This window comes from Archangium violaceum Cb vi76 (genome assembly GCF_000733295.1).
In the GTDB taxonomy this organism is placed as follows: domain Bacteria; phylum Myxococcota; class Myxococcia; order Myxococcales; family Myxococcaceae; genus Archangium; species Archangium violaceum.
Window position 1 is genome coordinate 1 of sequence record NZ_JPMI01000296.1, and the last position, 20,691, is coordinate 20,691.

Genomic DNA, 20,691 nt, shown 5'->3' on the forward strand with positions numbered 1-20,691 from the left:
TGGTGCTCGGCGCGTGCACGGAAGACTCCCCGAAGGGGCCGGACGCCTCGGACGGCGGGAGTGACGGCGGAACTTCTCCCTCCGCCGCGTGCCAGGTGCTCGAGACGCTGCAGACACGATGCAGCGGATGTCACGGAGCCACGCCGACCGGAGGGGCTCCCATGGCGCTCACTTCGCTCGAAGACCTGCGGCGGCCCTCTACAAAGGATGCCTCGCGGACGGCGGCCCAGCGCAGTCTGGCGCGAATGCAGGACACGGCGTTGCCGATGCCTCCCTCGCCCGCGCCCGCCGCCACTTCAGACGAAGTGGCCAGCCTCGCCGCCTGGATCGAGTCGGGAATGCCCGCCTGCGCCGAGTCCGATGGCGGAACCAACGGCCCCGTGAGCTCGCCGAACCTGATTCCCCAAGAGGAGCTCTTCGCCTGCCAGGGGGCCACCTCCGACGCGACCACGCGCCTTCGCCGCATCAGCCGGTGGCAGTGGACCCGCAACGTCGGTGGCTCCGTGACGCGCGGGTGGACCGGCTTCAGCTTCTACGACAACCCGCTCGATCCCAATCCGCGCTCTCCCTACGGCACCTACGCCGCCGACGACACGGTCGACGAATCCATGGTGGAGATCATCCTCCCCATCGTGGACGAGTACGGCGCGACGTGGGCCGGGCCCTACACCGGTTCGAACCGGCTCGATCTGCTCCGCGAGGACCGGTCCTTGCGGTGCATGTGGGAGCAGGCGCGGCCGACTTCCGCATGCATCCGCAACTACCTCGCCACGCTGCTCGAGCGGGGCGTGCTGTACCGGCCGGCTCGCGCGGATGAGCTGGATCGCCTGGCCGCGTTCACCGAGTCGGTGCTCGCGCAGGAAGTCAGCGATGGAGGCCAGGGTCCACGCACCCACAGCCTCTCGCGAGTCGTCACCGCGGCGTCCTTGTCGGCCGGAGCGTTGTTCCGCGAGGAGATGGGCAAGCCGCTCGACAACGGCCGGGTCGAGCTCGGTGAATGGGAGCTCGCGCAGCAGCTCGCCTATGCACTGGGCGATCGGGGCCCGGGCGCGGTTCCCACCTGGAGGTGGCCCAACACGTCAGCCCCCTCCATCGGCCACTACGGAGACATCGCGAACGCGGCGCGCGATGGAGGGATTCGTTTGCCGGAGGTGGTGAATTCGCTGATCGAGCGGAACACCGGCGGTGTGGACCCCACGCGCTTCGATCTGGTCCAGGACTTCGGTGACGAGGATCGTCCCCGCCGGGGCGAGTACTGGCTCTCGGATGGCGTGGCGAACTTCTTCCGCCAATGGCTGGGCTACACGGAGGTGGAGGCCATCTTCAAGGAGCGCCCGGAGGCGACCAGCGCCTTCGATGATGGGAATCCGAGCGGCTACCGCGCGCAGGCCTCGGCCTGGGAGAATCTGCTCACCGGTTACTACGGCTACGAGTCGACGCTGATCCAGCAGATGGACGATTTCGTCGCGCGCGCCGTGGTGGGTGATACCGAGGTTCTCAAGACGCTGCTGACGTCCCGGCGGTTCTTCCTCGCCGCGACGCAGGACTCGGGCTTCGATGGCAACGCCACGCGGTACACGGGCCAGCCCTATGGAACCACGGTGGAGATCGCCGCGAACAACGAGGCGCGCTGGCGGATGCTGCCGGAGAAGGAGCGCGCGGGTGTCCTGACGCATCCGGCGTGGTTGGCCTCGCATGGCGGAAACTTCGAGGATGATCCCTCGGCGGTGCACCGGGGCAAGTGGGTGCGGGAGAACCTGCTCTGCGGCTATGTGCCACCGCTCAGCGAGGTGCGCGTGATGGCGCAGGTGGGGCCTCACGCGCCCAACAAGAACGCACGCGCGCGGCTCGAGGAGGCAACCGGCAAGAACGAATGCCAGGGCTGTCACTCGCTGATGAACCCGCTCGGCTACACCTTCGAGATCTACAACCATGCCGGCTACCTGCGGACGAGGGACCATTCCCCCGAAGGTGGATGGATGGCGCCCACCGGACAGGTGACGTTGAACAATCTGCCGGACCCGGCCTTGAACGGACCCGTGCGGGATGCGGTGGAGCTCAGCGAGAAGCTCGCCGCCTCGGGCTACGTGAAGCGCTGCTTCATCCGGCACGCCTTCCGCTACTTCATGGGCCGCGACGAGAACCGGAGCGACGCCTGCACGCTGGCGCGGATGGAGCAGGCCTATGACCAGAAGAATGGCTCGTTCAAGGCCCTGCTGTCGGCCCTGATGACCAGCGACACCTGGACGACGCGCCGCCAGCCGGCGCAGGGAGAGTGACCATGTTGACCCGACGCGCGTTGCTCAAGTCCGCCGTGGCCGCTGGATTGTTCGCGCCGTTCTACCGCGAGGTGCTCGCCCAGACGGCGAAGCCCATGCGGCTGGTGCTGGTGCTGGAGTGCAATGGCATCTATCCCGAGACCTTCCTGTCCAGCGGGACCCGCACGGCCCTCGGTCCGAGGATCGGCAAGCGGCACAACTTCCTCGACGTGTATCCGGAGACGGCGCTGCTCCGCACGGACGATGATCTGTCCAGCGCGCTGTGCCTGGGGCCGCTCGCCGGAGGCAGCGGCGTGCAGTCCCTCGTGAGCCGGTCGGCGGTGCTGCTCGGGTTGTCGTCGACGATCGCCGGAGGAGGGCACTCGTCGGGGTCGGGGGCGCTGAGCTGCGCGGTGCATGGCTCGGCCGCCACCCTGGATGCGGTGCTGGCGCCGAGGCTCAAGCGTACCGCGCCCTTCGACGCCATCCGGCTCGGCACCAGCTCCGCACGCACTCCGATCGTCTACGAGACGTGTGCGTATGGTCCGCGCAAGCCGGCCGGCATCCTGGTGAACCCGATGCTCGCGTACGACACGATCTTCGGTTCGCTCTCGTCTGGCGCGGCGGTGGGCCAGGAGCGCCGGATGCTCTTCGATTTCGCACGCGAGGACACGAAGGCCGCGTTGGGGACCTTCAAGGGCAACTCCAACGAGCGCGCGAAGCTGGAGCGGTACCTGGCCTCGCTCGAGACGCTGCGTGCGAGGGAGACGCAGTTGCAGGGAATGGCGGATCAGGTGAGGCCGCTGCTGCCCCCCCATCCGTCCGTGAACCCGCTGCTCCAGGGAGGCACCACGCCGCCCGACTCACTCAAGTGGCTGGAGGCGCAATTCCAGATCGCCACCACCGCGCTGCTGGGCGGATTGACGAACCTGGTGGTGCTGGCGGCGGGGACGTCGGGATTCGACGTGGCCTACGACTCGAGCATCGCGAACGTCGGGCGGCATGATCTCCAGCACGGCATCGACACCGCGGCCAACTGGACCGGCATCGCGGCGGTGACCCGGCAACACGTGGCACTGGTGGCGAAGCTCGCGCGGGCGCTGGCGGCGACGCCGGAGGTCAGCGCGTCAGGCTCGATGCTGGACCATACGGCGATCGTCTTCATGTCCGACAACGGCGAACAGCACCACTCGGAGGCCCGGGAGTGGCCCAAGCTCGTCATCGGGGGCAACGCGCTGGGGCTGAAGACGGATGGACGGACCGTGGTGTATCCGGCCGAGGGCAAGGCACGGAATCGCCAGGTGTCGAACCTGTTCAACACCCTGGGCCACGCGGCGGGCGATTTCGACTTCAACACCTTCGGGTCGGAGGGACCGACACGGATTACCCCGGGACCCTTGTCGGAACTGCTCGGGTAGTGGAGGGCCCGACGCGAATCGCCCCGGGGCCCCTGTTGGAACTGCTCGGCCAAGAGCCTGTTCCTGACACCTCTTCCAGGCCAGTTTCTTATGCTTCTCTCCTCAGCCTTACACCGCACTGGCTCGGAACAGGCCCCGGTGCTCGAGTTCCCAGCATGGCTCTACGGCACCACCGCCGCCATCCTCCGCAAGGCGAGAACCGAGGGCCGTTGGTGGGCCCGGGAGTACCTCGAGACGGGTGCCTTTCCCCAGCCCCGGCAGATGCGGCAGGTGTCACCCGGGGAGGTGTTGGTGATGCACGCGGGGGCCGAGGATTTCGACTGGGCCCACCCGCGCTGGCGGGTGCATCTGTTCGCCGAGGTCTCCACCCATCTGGACGAAGGCGTCCAAAAGGAGGAGCGCCAGCGCATGGAGGGAGCCTTTGAGTCCTTCTGCCTGAACACCCCTTGGGGGGCGCTCTGCCATGCCGTGTCGCCGCCTCCGCCGTGGAGTGCTGCGCGCATGGCGAATCGGCTCGTCTCGCTGCTGCGCTTCTGGGATGTACTCCAGGCGCCTCGTTACGCCTTCTGGTCTGGAAAGAAATACACGCTGGAAGAACTCATGGAGGACCTCTGGCGCAAGACGCTGGAGGCCTGGTGCCCAGGAGGTCCCGCTGCTGTCCGCGAGCACCTTGCCCTCACCGTGGAGCGTATGGCTCGCGCCACCCGGGAAGAGTGCCAGGAGGCATTGCTCCGGTTGATTCCTGTCATCGTGGAGGGAGACAACGACTTGAAGCACTCCGAGGTGCTCCGCGACCCGGGCTTCTTGCGCGAGCGCCTGCGCGCGCTTCCGCCGGAGAAGTTCGAGGATGTCTCCAGCGCCGAAAAGTACTCGGTGGCCGCGCAGTTATCCGCCTGGGACAGGGAGTTGGAACAGGCTCAACGCCCCATCGAGTAGCACCGTTGCCTGGGGAGGCTCAGAAGCTGACGCCCTCGGTGGCGGGGGAGGGGACGGTGAGGGACAGCCGCTGTGTGGCGGCCTCCTTCCCGTAGAAGGCCTGGTAGAGGTACAGGTCCGCCAGCACCTGCTTCACGTACCCGCGCGTCTCGCGGAACGGAATCTCCTCGACGAACAGGTCCAGGGGCAGCGTGCCCTTCTCCTTCACCCACTTCACCGCCGCGTCCGGGCCCGCGTTGTACGCCGCCGCCGCGAGCGCCGGGTGCGAGAAGCGCTTCATCAGCTGCCCCAGGTACCACGACCCGTACCGGATGCTCAGCGAGGGCGAGAACAGCTCCGCGGGCGCCGGCTCCGGCTCCGCGAGCTTCTTCGCGATGGCCCGCGCCGTGGGCGGAATCACCTGCATCAGCCCGCGTGCATCCGCGGCGCTCGCCACCTCCGGACGGAAGGCGCTCTCACGCCGCATGATGGCCCACACGAGGAACGGGCTCACCTGGTAGCGCGTGGCCTCGCTCTCCACCGCGTTGGCGAAGGCGCGCGGATAGAAGGCCGCGAGCGCCTCGGGCAACCGCGCCCCGAAGGCCCGGCCCCACAGGTGCCTCGCCGCCACCGCGTGCGCGTGCCCGTACTCTCCCAGCCGCAACAGCGCGTGCGCGAAGGCCAGCGCCTGCTCCTGGTTGCGGATGCGCGAGGTGCGCGACTGCACCTCCTCGGCCGCGTCGCTGAACAGTCCCGCTCCCGTGAGCGCCACCGCCAGCTTCAGCTCCGGCGGCACCTCGCCCGATTCCAACTGCTTGGGCGCCTCGGGGAACTTCGCGGGCGGCTGGCGGCCCAGCTCCCGCAGCCGCTCCGAGGCCAGCAGCGCGTAGTACGAGCTGGGCGCGCTGGTGATGACGGCCTCGTACGCGGGCCCGGTGACGTCCGCCTTGGCGCCTTCCAGCTCGTGGCTGCGCGCGGACCAGTAGCGCGCCTGCGGCACCAGGCTGCTGCGCGAGAACTTGTCCACCAGCGTGTCCAGCACCTCGCGCGCCTTGCCGTACTGCTCCAGCCGGATGTGCGCCAGCGCCCGGTACCACAGCGCCTCGTCCCGCTTCCGCGAGCCCACGTGCCGCTGGTCGAACGCCGTGAAGGACTTCACCGCCTCCTCGAAGCGCCCGGCCTGCAAGTCCAACCAGCCCACGTAGAAGCCCGCCTCGTCGGCCACCTTCTCCCTGGGCCAGGTCTTCTCCACCGAGGCCATCAGCTCGCGGGCCTTGTCGTTGGCGTCGCTCTTGAGCGCGCGGCGCGCGGTGACGAAGGCGGCCTCGGCGGCCACCGAGGGCGGCCCCTGGCGCGCCACGGCCAGTGCCTGCTCCGCCTCCTCGCGCTTCCCCGTGGCGTACAGCGCCTGGGCCCGCACCAGCGCCACCTGCGCCTTGTCCTGCTTCGTGCGCGCCAGCTTCGCCGCCTCGGCCTTCTCCAGCTCCGCCAGCGTGCGCTTCGCCTCATTGGCGTCCAACAGCCCACGCGCCCGCTGCAGGTGCTCGGCCAGCGTCAGCTTCAGCGTCGGCTTCTGCGCCTCGAGCTTCGCCAGGGCCTCGTCCCCGTACGGGTGCGCGGGGTAGCGCAGCGCCACCGTCTTCAGGTCCGCCTTCTCGCCCGCGGCATTGCCCGTGGCCTTCCGGGCCTGGGCCCGCTGGTAGAGCAGCTCCGCCGAGGGCTCCTCGGTGGCGGCGAGCTCCAGCGCGGGAGCGGCCTCCTTCGCCTTGCCCGCGGCCAGCAGCGCCTCACCCAGCCGGGCCCGCGAGCGGGACACCAGGGCCGGCGTCCCCTTGTCCACCGCGCGCCGGAAGGCCTCCGCGGCCGCCGCCGGGTCTCCCGCGTAGAAGTGCGCCTGGCCCTGGTAGTAGGCCAGGTAGGGCTGGAGCGGCTCGGACACGGACGCGCCCGTCAGCAGGGTGCGCGCCTCCGCCACGTCCCCCTCCGCGAGGGCGAGCGTCCCGGCGAGCAGGGAGATGCGGCCCGCGTCGGCGCACTTGGTGCTCCTACAACCTTCCAGGTCCTGGCGGGCGAGGGCGCGTGCCTCGGCGCGGTGCAGCCGGACCGCCTCCAGGGTCCCCGGGGACTGTGCCCACGCACCCGTACCCACCACCACCGAGAGGAGCCCCGCTCCAGTCCACCGCCGCATTCGCATCTCCTTTTTCGCCTCCTTCGAGAAAGCGAAGGGGCGGAGAACCTCGGGCTTGCCGCGCCTATTCCCACCCTACATGCACTCACCACGTCAGAAAGCGCTTGCACAGGGTGCGGTTTGACAGACGGGCCGACAAGCCCTAGATCGGCCCCCGCGACGACAGGACCAGCTGTTCGGCAGCTGTCAATTCATTCGCTGCCGGTATTCGTGAAATGAGTGTTTCTGGTCGTAGTCGGTCCTGGCCCGTTGCGAAAAAGGGGGCGCTTCTTAGGTTGTGCGGCCGTTTCATCCGCACGACCTGGAAGGTTGCCGAAGCAGGTAACCGCGCGTTCCGGGCCGATGTTGGCTCCATGCGTTCGGGGGGGAAACAGCTGTAGAGGGAGGGCTCCGTTCCATGCTGAAGCCGTGTCCGACTGATCTGCCGCAGACCATCAACCCCGAGGCCGGCCCGAAGCGGGCTGGTGTCGAGACGCACCGCAATCTCAACTGCAACTACTACGACAACTGCCTCGACGAGGCGGTGCGCCGTGGGTGGCAGTCCTTCACCTGCGTGAAGTGCCAGATGAACCAGCAGGTGGCCCCGCCGCAGATGGGCATCGAGGCGTACGCCACGCAGCGCCGCGCCATCTGAGGCGGCAAGCCGTCACTGTCACCGCGCATGGGGCTCCCGGCGGCTGGCCGGGAGCCACGCTCAGCGCGTGGCGGCGTAGATGATGACCATCCAGTACTGCCCCGGCCCGTAGGTCCGCGAGTCACCCCGGACGGCACCCACGCCCACCTGCGTGTTCTTCCGGTCTCCCAGACTCTTGGATTCCGGGAGCAGGGAGGGGCTCTCCGCCACATAGAAATCCACCGAGGCGCTCTTCACCGATTGCAGGGCGGAGAAGACGCGGTCGTGCACCTGGGAGCCGGGCAGTTGCACCCGGGGCTGGTCCAGCTCGAGCGCGCGCCGGGCATGGTCCAGGGCGATCTGCTCCAGCACGGGGTTGCGCTCCAGGGCGGGCAGGCCGCGCGAGGCGCGGTGGGTGGCCAGGGCCTGGTAGGCCTCCTCGCGCGGGTTCTTCGCGGCGGCGGGAGAGTCGGGGGAGGCGGGGGCGGGAGGGGCGGCGGAGGAGAAGACCTCGGTGAGCAGGGCCTGGTCGCGTCCGTCCACCTTCTGGAAGGTGACGCCGATGCCGGCATGGATGAACTGGGTGCCGAGCAGGTTGCTGCGGTGGCCGGGGCTGTGTTCGATGCCGAAGTGGGCGGCGAGGGGGCCGGAGGCCATGCCGAGGTTCTCGCCGGCGGTGAGGTAATGGGCGCCGACGGCGGTGAGGCGGCCGCGCAGGTCCGAGCCATCCGGGGCCACGTGGGCGAAGAAGCCCTCGCGTGCCATGCGGTCGCTGTAGGCCTGGGCCACGCCGTTGAGGGTGTCCTCGAGGGTGAGGGGCTGCACGCCATGGGCGCGGCGCAGGGCGTTGATGCGCGCGAGCACGGCCTCCCGGGCATCCTCCACGGTGGTGGGCTCGACGATGCGCTCGCGCTTGCCCTTCGCGCGGGAATTGCCCACGTCCACGAGGAAGAGCGAGGCCACCTCGGGCCCGCGCTCGCCGCGGCCGACGAGCTCCACCGTGTAGCGGCCCTCGGAGGGGAAGACGAGGCGGGTGCAGAAGGAGGGGCCGGACTCGCGGGTGAGGGGAGGGCGCTCCACGCGGCCATCGGGGAGGGTGACGTAGACCTCGGACGTGCGCAGCGGGGGCTCGAGCTGGCCGCAGAGGCTCTGGCCGGTGCCGGGCTTGTCGAAGGCGCGGGGGAAGCGCTGGAGGGAGGCCTTGCGCTCGGCGAGCAGCACGACGAGGGCGGCGCGCTCCTCGTCCACCGCCACGCCGACGCCCACATGGGAGGCGGGCTCCTGGTTGAGGTCCTTGCGGTCGAGCAGGGTTCCCACGGCGTGCTCCCGCACGGAGGCGCGGACGACGTAGGAGCGGGGGCTGGGGTCGGCCCCGCCGGCGTCGCTGACGGCCTCGGTGAGGGCGAGCAGCTCCACGGCTCCGGAGAGGCTCTCGTGGAGGGCCGCGCGCGCGAGCCTGCGAGCGGCCTGGGTGAGGGAGGGATCGGCCTGGGGGGCGCGCCGGCCCACGCGCTCGAACTCCTGGCGGACGTGGCGCGAGGCCTGCTGCTCCATGGCGGTGGGCGAGGGGGAAGTGGCCAGGAGGACGCTGAGGGCGAGGGCGAGCATCGCTAGTCGAGGCGGAAGACGAGGGTGGACACGCTGCCGGCGCCGAGCCGGGAGTTGAGCTGCTCGAGCAGGGAGGACTGCTGGCGGGAGAGGGTATGCGCCCACTCGGCGCTGGCCACGGTGACCACGAGGGTCCCTCTTTCGAGGGAGTGGGGCCGGGAGTGCCTGGCGATGTGGGGCCCCACCGTGGCGTCCCAAACCGGGGCGAGGGCCCGTCCCTTCCCGGACTGCTCGGCCAGGCGGGCGAGGACACGGGGGAGGAGCTGGTCGAGGGTCTGGGGATCGCGCCGGGCCATGGGAGGCCAATCATCGGCCGGGGGGAGGGGGGCTGCCAACGGGGGAATGCAGGGCGGCGGTGTCGTGGGGTGGAGGGGGGACGGACGTGCAACCACGCGGAATCCGGGCCCGGCATGAAGCTGGCTAGACGGTGGGAGGCGACCCCGCTTGACAGTCCCAGGGGGAGCCGCTTCCCTCGCCCTGACTGGAGCCGCCGATGAACCCCCCCCTTCGTCCGGCGCTATGCGCCATCCTCTTGTCCTTCTCGAGTCTCTGGACCGCCTGCGGTGACGCCGGGCTTCAGCCCGAAGCGCCGTTCGACACACCGCGCTCGGACGCGTGCCAGGTGGATCAGGACTGCCCGGATCCCGGGCTCTTCTTCTGCGACACGGTGACGTCTACCTGCAAGGCGGCCTGCAAGAGCCAGGAGGACTGCACGGCGGCGAAGCGGGGCGAGTACCGGCTCGCGGAGTGTGACGGCAGCGCGCTGGGCTGCCGGTGTGACAGCAACCGGTGCGTGGTGGCGCAGTGCTCGGCGGACGCGGAGTGCGCGGCGGCGGGGCAGGTGTGCCGCAACGGCGGGTGTGGGCCGGCGCCGGAGGCGAGTGCGGTGACGGCATGCCGGGTGACGCCGGACTTCGTGGTGGCGAGGGCGGGGACGTTGGCGCGCTTCTCGGTGCTGGCGATGGACGCGGCGGGCCGGGCGGTGGTGGTGCCCTCGGGCGCGGCGTGGACGGCGCTGGACGAGAGCGTGGAGGTGGAGGGCGGGGGGACGGGGGTGGAGTCCGCCTTCGTGTTGTCGGCGGCGACGGAAGGGGCGAGGGAGTCGGTGCGGGCCCAGGTAGGGGGCGCCACGTGCACGGCGCGCGTGTCGGTGCTGGAGGCGGCGGTGGCGCCAGGGCGGTTGCGCGCGGTGGTGAAGGACGAACTGACGGGCCGTCCCATCGGGGGAGCGGCGGTGGTGGTGGCGGATGCGGCGGGAGCGGTGACGGCCACGGCCACGACGGACGCGAGCGGCGTGGTGACACTGGCGGCTCCGGCGGAGGCGGGGAGCGTCTCCGTGTTCCACGAGGACTTCGGCTACCTCACGGTGGCGCACGAGGGCGCGGCGGGTCCGAGGGACCTGGCGTTGCCGCTGCGGCGCAACCCGACGGACCGGTACGGCGGGTACAAGGGCACCTTCCGGAACATGCCGCCGAGCGCGGACATGCAAACGGGGCTGGCGGGGCTGTCGGCGCCGGACGCGGTGACGGACGTGTCGGCGTCGCTGCTGGCGGGGCCGGTGCGCGAGGTGGCCTTCACGATGGGCGGACAGGCGCGCGAGGCGACGCTGCCGGCGGGGGCGTACGTGGTGCTGCCGGGCAGCACGCTGGCGGTGACGGACGTGTCGGCGCAGGGGCTGGCGGGCGTGTGCGGCGCGGCGCTGGAGGGCTCGGAGAGCGCGGAGGAGGCGATGGCCGCGGGGGCGTGTGGCACGCGGACGGCCTGGGCGCTGGGTGGGGACATTCCGCTGAACGCGCTGCCGTTGTTGTCGGGCGGGACGATGGACGTGGGGCAGTTGCTGGCGCGGACGATTCCCCTGCTGCGCACCTTCAGCTCCTCGGTGGTGCGGGACGTGGAGTTCCGGCTGAAGGAGACGCCGCCGGAGCCGGACACGGGCGCGCCGGACTTCCGGGACCAGGCGCACTTCGTGACGGTGGACCATGACTTCGAGGAGGACCAGCGCATGGGGCTGGGCTTCCAGTTCGCGGTGCGGGTGCCGGCGCTGCCGAGCTACCGGGGGTACATGGACAGCGCGGCGGTGCTGGGGGCGGTGCGGGTACCGGGGCGGGGCGTGGTGCCGCTGGGCCTGGGCATGGGGGTGAACACCAATCCAGCGGACCACAACACGGACACGCAGGCGGGCCTGCCGGGGCCGGGCCTGGTGAGCGTGCGGATGGCGCCCGCGCACCACGGGCTCGAGGGCAGCCCGTACGAGCTGATGATCACCGCCACGTCCTCGGCGGCCAGCAGTGACGGGACGGCGGGAGCGGCCTCCAGCGCGCTCATCCACCGGACGCTGCAGAAGCTGCCGTTCGATCCGAAGGGAAACACGCCCGTGCTGGTGGGCGGGCCCTTCCTGACGGTGCCGGAGGGGGCGCGCTACAACTACAACCGGGTGGCGGGGGGTGGACTGGAGGGCCGGCAGTTGCGCTTCCTCGGAGCGCCGGAGCTGCCCGCGGCGACGGTGCTGCGCGCGGTGTTCACGAACCGGTCGGAGCGCCGCTGGGAGGTGCTGATGGACGTGGCGAGGGCCGGGACGGGCATACGGCTGCCGTTGCCGCCCGGTGGCTTCGAGGACCGGACGTACTACGGGGACACGGTGGGCTCGCGCTCGCCGATGGGGATGCAGGCGCTGGAGGTACGCCGGACGGGGACGTCGGCGGGGGCGGCGGTGAATCTGCACGGACTGGTGGAGGCGGATGGGGTGGACCTGGAGCACCTGGGCGAGCTGACGGTGGCCTGGTCGGCCCTGGAGTACGGGCGGCCGCTGGTGACGTGGCTGGAGCCGGCGGAGGACGGCCAGAGCGTGGCGAAGGGCTCGAAGGTGAAGGTGCGCGTGCTGGGCTTCCGGGTGGGCAGCGGCCTCGCGGACGAGGGCTACGTGCGGCTGACGTTCGCGGGAGGTACGGGTTGCGAGCCCGTGGACGGGTACGTGGTGGAAGGCCGTGGCGAGGTGGAACTGCAACTGCCCGGGACCTGTACGGGAACGGGTGTGCAGCTCAACGCGACGCTGGTGGACACGGAGGGGGTGGCGCTGAGCCCGCCGGTGACGCGCCAGCGCACCCTGACGATCCACTGAGCCCCTCTCTCATGAGCCCCTCTCTCAACTCTTGAGACGAACGACCCCTCTCCCGCCGGGAGAGGGACAGGGTGAGGGTGCCTGGACCCCGGGTTGGGCCCTGGAACTGGCCGCCAGGGTTTTCCGGGTGCTACCGTCCTATCTGGTATGGCGCAGAACGAGACGGTCGTCACAGTCATCTCGAAGATCTCGGAGCGGCCGGTCGATCTCGACGCGGCGCTGGTGGTCATCTACGGCCTGGAGCTGGGCCGGAAGTACGATCTCTGCAGGGAGGAGACGCTGATTGGGCGCTCCTCGAAGGCGGAGATCCAGGTGGACCAGGAGTCCATCAGCCGCAACCACGCGTGCATCGCGAACACGCGGCGCGGGGTGTTCATCAAGGATCTGGAGTCGACGAACGGGACGTTCGTGAACGACGAGCCGGTGAAGGGCGAGAAGGCGCTGCACAACGGCGACCTGGTGAAGATTGGCCGGACGATCTTCAAGTTCATCGCGGGAGGGAACATCGAGGCGGCGTACCACGATGAGATCTACCGGCTGACGACGATGGACGGGCTGACGCAGATCTACAACCGGCGCTACTTCGAGGAGGCGCTGGAGCGGGAGGTGTCGAGGTCGCGGAGGTATGAGCGGAGCCTGGCGCTGGTGATGTGCGACGTGGACCACTTCAAGCAGGTGAACGATCGGTACGGGCACCTGGCGGGGGACTACGTCTTGAAGCAGCTGGCGTCGACGCTGAAGACGAAGATCCGGCGGGAGGACGTATTCGCGAGGTACGGGGGGGAGGAGTTCGGGCTGCTGTTGCCGGAGGTGGACGAGGCGGGGGCGGTGCAGATGGCGGACAAGGCGCGCAAGCTGGTGGAGAAGCAGCGCTTCGAGTTCGACAAGAACGTGATTCCGGTGACGATCTCGCTGGGGGTGGCGGTGCTGGCGCCGGAGCACCGGGGCCTGGAGGACCTGAAGCGGGCGGCGGACACGAAGCTGTACGAGGCGAAGGCCGGGGGCCGCAACCGCGTGTGCGCGTGAGCTGTCTGTTTTGAAAGACAAGTGCCAGAAGGAAGTGAAGAGGCACTGTTTTCGGGCATGGGTCGAGCAGGAGTCGCTGCTCCCGCCCGGGTGGACTCATCCAGAGTCTCGGATTCTCATACACGCGTCATGTTCCGTTCTGGGCGCCTTGCCGTAATCCGTCAGAGCCCCTGACGAGATTTGTCACCTGCTGGATGACGCACCGTAGGTGACTCAAGGAATCCAGACGCTTGGCTGCTTGCTGGGATTGGCACGGCTCGTGCTGGGCGCCCCCGTTCGCGGGAGCTGAGGGCCTGCCGCCGGAACCTCCATGGAACCGCTACGCGTGTCATCAAACGCTGTTGCTCGAATTGAAGGGACTCATGAGACGAATTGTATGGGTGCTGGGCCTTGCCACGGGATTGTGGGTGGGCTGTGGGAAGACCCAGGGCGATCCCGAAGTGGTGGTTGCGCCCCCGGAGGTGCGGGAAGTGCTTACGGAGCGCCGCATGCAGAAGGCGGATGCGGCGACGAAACAGGTGGGGGATGACTGCACGGAGCAAGGGGCCAGCGCGTGCCTGTCCGGTGTGTGTCTTCACGTGAAGCCTGGCCGGAACGAAGGCTACGTGTGCAGCCGCCCGTGCCAGAGCGAGCAGGAATGCCCTGGGGATTGGCGATGCGCCCAGGTGCACCCCTCCTCCGAGGGAAGGCTGTGCATCCCTCGGGTCAAAGAGGCCTGAGCCGTCTCCTTCGACGAAGTGGGTTTTTTCTCCATGGCCGTCTGACGTGAGGTGTGGGGCACTGGTGCTCCATCTCCGCGGGCGGACCGTCATTCTTTTATTGTCTTTCATTTATCGCATGAAAACCATGTGGCCTTCGTACGTATTCAGCCGTCGGCTTGCCCTGATGCCTGATTGGCAAGCCATGCTCCTCATAGGGCTCTGCTGTCTATTGCTGGGTTCGCCCGCGCACGCCGTGGGGATCCGGGAGCATGTTCCTCCGATACCGCCCGCTACACGGGATGACCTGTTCACGGGATGGGAATGTGCGTGCCCAGATCAGCCGCCCCTCCCGTGTACCATATGTGGTCGTTCGGGGGGGTGTCCCGGCACGGAGACATGGTTGTTGTCTCGGCCGGAATGCGGCACCACGTCCACGACCCAGTGTATAGGTCAGGGGTTTAGTAACAGTTCCACCGCGCCCAAGGGGATCACCGTCGCCAGCACTCCTGCCGGGTACACCGCGTGTAATATAAGCCCGGGCTGGCAATGTAAGACCAATGCGGATTGTTACAGGCCCGGCAGGGGAGCTTGTGGCATAGGGGCCTGCATCCAGAATCCGAGCCTGGTCATGATCCAGGATGGCATGTCGGCCGAGCCAAGTGGCCCGCTGGTGATTTGCGATTATCCGGAGCCCGAGGAGGAGGTCTGTGATGGGGTGGATAACGATTGTGATGGCGTGACGGACAATGGTTGTGGTGGTGGGGGTGATGGGGACGGTGGGACGCCCGGAGATGGTGGAACGTCCTGTGGCCAGGAGATCTGCTACGACCAGAAGGACAACGACTGCGATGGCGAGACGGATGAGGAGGATTGCTCGGAGCACGCACCGGACGGTGGAAGTGATGGTGGAACGTCCTGTGGCCAGGAGATCTGCTACGACCAGAAGGACAACGACTGCGATGGCGAGACGGATGAGGACTGTTTGCCGTATGAGCCGGATGGTGGAGGTCCCGTGCCGTGTGTGGGTCCGAAATGCATGTGCAGCGGTCTGGCCATTGGCGATCCCGTCAACATCGCCTCGGGCACCAGCTTCGAGCGCATCGAGGACACGCGTGTCGCGGATGGCATCAATACCCTGACCTTCGAGCGTACCTTCAGCTCGCGGGGGGATGAGTGGATCTACGACGCCCCGCTGGCTGGGCTTCCCAAGCCCTTTGGTGCCAGCCCCAAGAACCCAGAATCAGTCGAGTGGTGGCACAACTGGCTGAGCGTCGTGGTGGAGCACCAGTATTACTGGAGCGTGCGGGACGGAAACGGGCAGCTGTTGCGCTTCACCCCGTGCTCGGGGAGCGTGCCGTGCGAGGCGGTTCCAGCGGAGGGAAACATCAGCCGGAAGGAGCGGCTGAATCGGACGTCCACCGGCTACGAGCTGGTGCTGGAGGGTGGAACGCGGCACGTCTTCGAGGCTCTCTTCGTGCCGGCCGGGGGCGGGCGCAATCGCTATTTCCTCTCCCGGATTCTGTCCCCGGGTGGGGTGGTGTTGGCGAATCTCACCTATACGCAGCCCGCCTTGACGGGCTGTGTCCAGGGCGGAACGGGAAGCAGCCCGGGCGTGCCCTACCTGTCGTCTGTTGAGACGCAAGCGGGTGGCGCCCTCGGTATCAGCTACCGCGCGCTCACGCGCACCAACGGCGGCGTGGAATGCGTCATCAGCAAGATCACCATGGGGACCAAGACCTCGACGGGAGGCGGCACGCTGTATGACGCCGTGACCTACACCTATACCTCCCAGGGTGGAGCGGAGCGGCCTGGACGCATCGATCTGGCGCGCTACCGCTCTCGTCTGGAGCGCTACCTCTACCCAATGGGGGAGTTCCAGCGAACGAACCTGGACGTGCAGATGGTGCGGCACACGTATGGCTCGGACGGGCGCGTGTCGTCCGCGGTGGGTGGCGGTTATGGGATGAGCATCTCCTGGGAGCCCATGGTGGGGAGTTGCCAGCCGGGATCCAATTGCTGCGGGCGGGTACCGCAGGTGCGCCAGGTGACGGACGTCTATGCCGGGCGAGGAGATGGAAACGAGGGCTCGGCCAGCCTGACGACCTTCTACGAAACCCTCTCCAACTACGGCCAGGAGCTCCAGCCCCGTCTGTATCAGACGACGGAGGCGTGTAGCCCGAGCTGGGCGTGCAGCCCGGGCTCGGAGCGCTCGGAGTGGACGTGCTCGTCGCCCGGCAATCCAGGCCAGGAGGTGGCGCGCAAGGACAAGAGGAACAACTGGGAGGTGTATCTCTACTCGTCTGCGGGGGCCACACCGCAGCTGGAGCGGACCCAGGTGCTGCGCGGGGCCTCGGACATGACGGGCACCGGGGCGCTGGAGCAGGAGTTCTTCAGCTATACCTACTCCAACGGCCAGCAGTTGCCGCAGTCGAGGGAGGAGCCGAGCGTGTTGGGTGGCGCGTCGGATCGCAAGCGCACATCCTACGTGTACGAGTCCGGCACCAACCGGACGAAGGCCGTCTTCGAGTCCGGCATGACACGGGAGCGCGCCAGCAATGGCACCTGGACGACGGTGCACCGCATCGTGGGCACCTTCTATTTCACCTCGTCTGGTACCTCGTCGGATCCCATGGGCCGCCTGCGGGAGGTTCACGGCCCCTGCCTGGTCTCGAGCGAGACCGCCACGGATTGCACGACCACCGACTATCCGGTGACGAAATACGAGTACCACGGCAATGGCGATTCAGACGTCTTCCGTCGTAATCGTCTGAGGCTTGTGCGTGCCTATCCTTCCCGGACGTCCACCGCTCCGCTGGAGACGTCCTATGTCCGTTATAATGAGTCGGGAACTCCCACGGAGATCATGGCGCCCAACGGCGTGACGACCCGGTTCATCTACGAAGAAGACAGGCTGTTGGAGGTTGGGGTGGGGTGGCCGCCCGTGACCACCGAATACAGCTACGCGGATAAGCGCAACCTGTCATCCATCCTTTATCCGGAGGGAAACTACGAGGTGTTCTGCTACCGGGTGGGGACTCTGACTGCGGCGTGCTCGGGTGGGACGCTGACGGAGAAGTTGCAGTGGAAGGCGCGGGCCGGGATGCCGGACGGGACGAAGTGGACGGAGAAGGTGGTGTATGCCTACTGGCCCGATGGGAGCTTGAAGGAGGAGCGTTACCTGTCGTGGACCGGAACCAGCGCGCAGACGCGGCGGGTACTGAAGTACGCAGTGGATGCACACCGTCGGCCGACGTGGGACAAGCAGGGAGAGGGAGCGGGAAGCTTCCACTCGGTGCGGTCCTTTGATGGCGCGGACAACCTCACCGGCGTGGGCCTGCCCTTCAACGCTCCGCCCGCCTGGTGCGGAGGCTTGAAGGCGGGAATGGGCGCGCTGGAGGATGGGACACCGCTGTCCCAGTTGTGCTCCTCGATGGCGTACGACAGGGCCAATCGCCTGGTTCGGGTGGACGAGTTCCCGGCGGATGGTGTGGCCCAGCGGACCCTCTTCAAGTACGACGCCCAGGGCAATGTGTCCGGGGTGAAGCTGGGCTGCAACGACACGGATACCTTCGACAGCTGCGGGCAGTCGGCGGCCACGTACACGTACGATGATTTCGGCCACGTGGTGGAGGTGTCCCTGCCGCATGCCGTTGGCCCGGTGCGCTATGCCTACGATGCCCGGGGCAACATGGTGCTGAAGGAGACGGAGGCCATGCGTCAGGCGCTCGAGTATGTTTCCTACACCTATGACATGCTCTCGCGGCAGATGTCCGCCGTGCGCATGTCTGGGACCGTGCAGGAGACGCTCTACCGGTTTGGTTACGACTCGCAGGGAACCTACCCCACGAGCTGCCCGGCCCTGACCTTTACGATGGGCAACGTACGTTACCGGGAGGATTCCTTTGGGAAGACCTGGTACCAGTATGACAAGAGTAGGCGGGTGGTCGGAGAGATTCGCGTACGGGCAGGCCAGACGGCGTGTGGCAGTGTGGCCAACGCGCATCCCCACACTTATTACACCTACACGGGGAACGGAAACCTCGCCTCGGTGACGTATCCGAACGGGCGCACGGTGACGTTCGTGTATGGAACGGGTGGTGCCAGGGACAGGGTGACGGCTGTCGACGTGACCATCCATGACGGTACGGCGTGGACCACCAAGCGGCTGCTGAGCAATGTCTCCTGGGAGCCCTATGCTGGGTTGCGCGGCTACACGTCGACCCACCCCACCTCGAGTACGACGGGTACAACGAGCACGGTGGAGTATGCCCTGGGGGATGATGGCTCGGTGGCGCCGGTGAGCTGCTCAGCGGCTTTCCCGTCTGCCGCGGGCTCGGATCTGACGGGTAGGCTGCGCAGTCTGCGCGTGTCGTCGGGAACGGTGGCGATGGGCGCGGGAACGGGGGACATCTATAGGCGGACCTACACGTGGAAGGCGGACCAGGTGGTGCGTACGGACACGTGCCTGCTGGACGAGACGACCCCGAGGACGGAGGCGTACGGCTATGACAGGACGCTGAAGTTGACGGAAGCGGGCAGGCCCGCGGGCAACTTCTCTGCCACGGGTGGGGCTTTTGACTCACGCAGCTACGGGTACGATGGCCGAGGCAACCGCACCAGCATGAGCCGCGACGGGTCCGCCTACAGCCTGAACTACGCGGCCACGTCTGGAGGGGACAGGCTGACGGACTGGGGTTTGTCCAACACGTCCAGCCTCCTGGGCTATTCATTGGGGTATGACGAGGATGGGCGGGTTGTCCGCAAGGAAGGGGCACGCACGTTGGATGGAACTCCGATGTACGTGGTGAACTTCGCCTACGGCCAGTCAGTGGGAGTGGCTACGGATACCGTCTTCCGGGCAGTGGAGGTGAACGGCGCCTTCTACAACTATTACTACGACGCCTTGGGACGCCGCCGGCTGAAGAGTTACCCCGGTGGGACTTCGGACGAGTTCTTCCACGACGTGGGGAACCAACTGCTGGTGGACCGGGGGAGCAACAGTCCTGTCACTCCGGTGGCGTACTACACCCAGGACGATTACGTGTGGCTGGATGGACGGCCGGTGGTGATGGTGCGTGGCAAGCTGAGCACCACATGGAGCCGGTTGTCGGATAGCTCGGAGGAATGCGCCCGCAACGGTGAAGCTGCTGCTTGTGGGGTGTACTTCCCGATCACGGACCACATTGGCAAGCCCGTCCTCGTGTTGGACAGCGCGGGACTCGTTGCAGGGGCGGCGGATTACGATGTTTTCGGGATGGCCAACCGGGTGGCGCTGCACGCGGAGACGCAGCATCCGCTCCCCGCTCAGGGAAGTGGTTACACGATGGCGGAACTGAAGCAGCCCGCGAGTGCGTTGACTCAGGTGCGGATGCGAGTCCTCTTCCATCTGTTGGACACGGATGGCAATGGCGACGTGACCCTGCGGGACGGAACAGACGGAACCCAACTCACCAGTGCCATTGGGGGATCCGATCAGGGCTATTTCTGGTCTGGCTGGGTGCTGCCTTCCGAGGGATACGCGAAGGTGGATTTTTCTTACACGACTCCGTGTGAGGACTGCTCCGCTGGTGGATTCTTTGCGAAGGCTCATGTGACCTCCTCACTCTCCACCCAGGCGGACGGCGTCGTGCTGGAGGCGTATGAGTACCAGCGCTATCAGACGGGGACGCAACCCTTCTTCACGCCGCTGCGTTTCCCCGGCCAATATCATGACGCGGAGACTGATCTCTTTGAGAACTGGAACCGCTACTACGATCCGGGCATTGGCAGGTACTTGCAGCCAGAGCCAATGTTGCAGAATCCGGACTTCGCGAAGGTTTTGGCTCAGCGTGGGATTGGAACATCGGCATATGCCTATGCCTCGAACAATCCTGGGTCGAGGATCGACCCCAGTGGCTTGTATGTCATTCCGCCTGCGGATCCAAGGTTCCAGGAGTTGCTTGTGCGTCTACAGCGGTCCATGTGCGGCCGAGTGGTCTTGAGAATGCTGGAGAGGTCCCCTGTTCACTACCTCTTCGATGAAGGAGACCTCGCCGGCAGTGCAGCTGGCCAGGTTACGGTTCGGCAAATTGGTAATGGCAGCGCGCCGGATATCGTTGGCATTCGGCTGGACTTCACTGCTCCTATAGGCGCCGGAACGCTATACAGCTTCGCGCATGAATTGGGTCATGCATTGGATTATCGAAAAGGGGCTGCGAATCGCATTAAGCACATATACAATCCGAGCTGCTACCTTGATAATGGGTATGCATGCCAATGCCGGAAGAATGATTCTCGTGACTACCTTCCCGAAGAGGAGTGGGCGGACAGGATTGCGCGGTGTGTGACCGAAGGCACCTTCGGAGGAGACTTCTTTGAGCCAGTCTGGAATTGATTGCTTCCGCTCCATGAAGTGGCGGATAGGAGGCGCTGCGGTGCTTGTCATGATCGATGGGGCGTGCGCTCGGAACGTTGCCGCACGGGAGCAAGACCCGCCCAAGGTAACATGGGAGGCTTTTGCGCGTGAGGTCGAGTGCGCAACCCGTGCTGGTTATGAGGTTCCGGTCGCACAGAAGGATGTGTGCCTTCGCAGATCATTCGAAGGGCTACTTGCGGCGGATGAGAATGCACATTGCTCTCGAGATGCTGACTGTGGTCTGATCCGCGATTGGCCTCCATTGGGGCCCTCCTGTCTTGCTGTCCGCCGTGATTGGGCAGCCAGCCGTGCATACAGGGAATTGAGGAACCAAGTGGTTGACGCCTGCGGTTTCCTCGACAGCTTCGCTTCGCCACCGGGATGTGTTGTTGTTTGTATTGATGGTCGATGCAGAGATCCTGGACGAGTGACGTTGATACTTCAATCGCCTG

Annotated in this window: 10 protein-coding genes; 7 read left to right on the plus strand and 3 right to left on the minus strand. The window is 67.3% G+C overall.

Annotation, left to right across the window (positions count from 1 at the left end; translation table 11 throughout):
• Positions 1 to 2 precede the first annotated feature (2 nt).
• The 3 genes from Q664_RS40780 to Q664_RS40790 all read left to right on the plus strand — a co-directional run bounded on the left by Q664_RS40780 (position 3) and on the right by Q664_RS40790 (position 4,612).
• Positions 3 to 2,279 carry a DUF1588 domain-containing protein gene (locus tag Q664_RS40780; protein WP_425117464.1) on the plus strand — a complete coding sequence of 759 codons (2,277 nt, stop codon included), beginning with the start codon at positions 3 to 5 and terminating at the stop codon, positions 2,277 to 2,279.
• Positions 2,280 to 2,281: 2 nt separating this feature from the next.
• Entirely contained in the window at positions 2,282 to 3,676 is a 1,395-nt protein-coding gene (locus Q664_RS40785; protein WP_043409122.1) for a DUF1552 domain-containing protein, read from the plus strand.
• 90 nt (positions 3,677 to 3,766) lie between these two features.
• Entirely contained in the window at positions 3,767 to 4,612 is an 846-nt protein-coding gene (locus tag Q664_RS40790) for a hypothetical protein (RefSeq protein WP_075207654.1), read from the plus strand.
• Positions 4,613 to 4,631: 19 nt separating this feature from the next.
• Here Q664_RS40790 and Q664_RS40795 read toward each other — a convergent pair whose 3' ends face one another.
• Complete coding sequence (locus Q664_RS40795) at positions 4,632 to 6,779, minus strand: lytic transglycosylase domain-containing protein (protein WP_043409128.1); 2,148 nt, start codon at positions 6,777 to 6,779, stop codon at positions 4,632 to 4,634.
• A 400-nt stretch (positions 6,780 to 7,179) separates the two neighbouring features.
• Between Q664_RS40795 and Q664_RS40800 the strand changes: the two genes are divergently transcribed.
• Positions 7,180 to 7,413: a hypothetical protein gene (locus Q664_RS40800; protein WP_043409150.1), complete on the plus strand. Its 234-nt coding sequence runs from the start codon at positions 7,180 to 7,182 to the stop codon at positions 7,411 to 7,413.
• A gap of 60 nt (positions 7,414 to 7,473) precedes the next feature.
• Here the strand turns inward: Q664_RS40800 and Q664_RS40805 are convergent, their stop codons facing one another.
• Together Q664_RS40805 and Q664_RS40810 are read right to left on the minus strand one after the other, a co-directional pair.
• On the minus strand, positions 7,474 to 9,000 hold the full coding sequence (locus Q664_RS40805) for a CAP domain-containing protein (protein ID WP_043409133.1): 1,527 nt from the start codon (positions 8,998 to 9,000) through the stop codon (positions 7,474 to 7,476).
• A gap of 2 nt (positions 9,001 to 9,002) precedes the next feature.
• Complete coding sequence (locus Q664_RS40810; protein WP_043409136.1) at positions 9,003 to 9,296, minus strand: DciA family protein; 294 nt, start codon at positions 9,294 to 9,296, stop codon at positions 9,003 to 9,005.
• A gap of 197 nt (positions 9,297 to 9,493) precedes the next feature.
• On the opposite strand from Q664_RS40810, the gene Q664_RS59585 reads away from it, so the two are divergent.
• The 3 genes from Q664_RS59585 to Q664_RS40825 all read left to right on the plus strand — a co-directional run bounded on the left by Q664_RS59585 (position 9,494) and on the right by Q664_RS40825 (position 20,218).
• Positions 9,494 to 12,118, plus strand: a complete 2,625-nt coding sequence (locus Q664_RS59585) for a carboxypeptidase regulatory-like domain-containing protein (protein ID WP_043409138.1) — start codon at positions 9,494 to 9,496, stop codon at positions 12,116 to 12,118.
• A gap of 147 nt (positions 12,119 to 12,265) precedes the next feature.
• Positions 12,266 to 13,144 carry a GGDEF domain-containing protein gene (locus Q664_RS40820; protein ID WP_043409140.1) on the plus strand — a complete coding sequence of 293 codons (879 nt, stop codon included), beginning with the start codon at positions 12,266 to 12,268 and terminating at the stop codon, positions 13,142 to 13,144.
• 1,329 nt (positions 13,145 to 14,473) lie between these two features.
• Positions 14,474 to 20,218: an RHS repeat-associated core domain-containing protein gene (locus tag Q664_RS40825; RefSeq protein ID WP_052519284.1), complete on the plus strand. Its 5,745-nt coding sequence runs from the start codon at positions 14,474 to 14,476 to the stop codon at positions 20,216 to 20,218.
• The last annotated feature ends 473 nt before the right edge of the window (positions 20,219 to 20,691 follow it).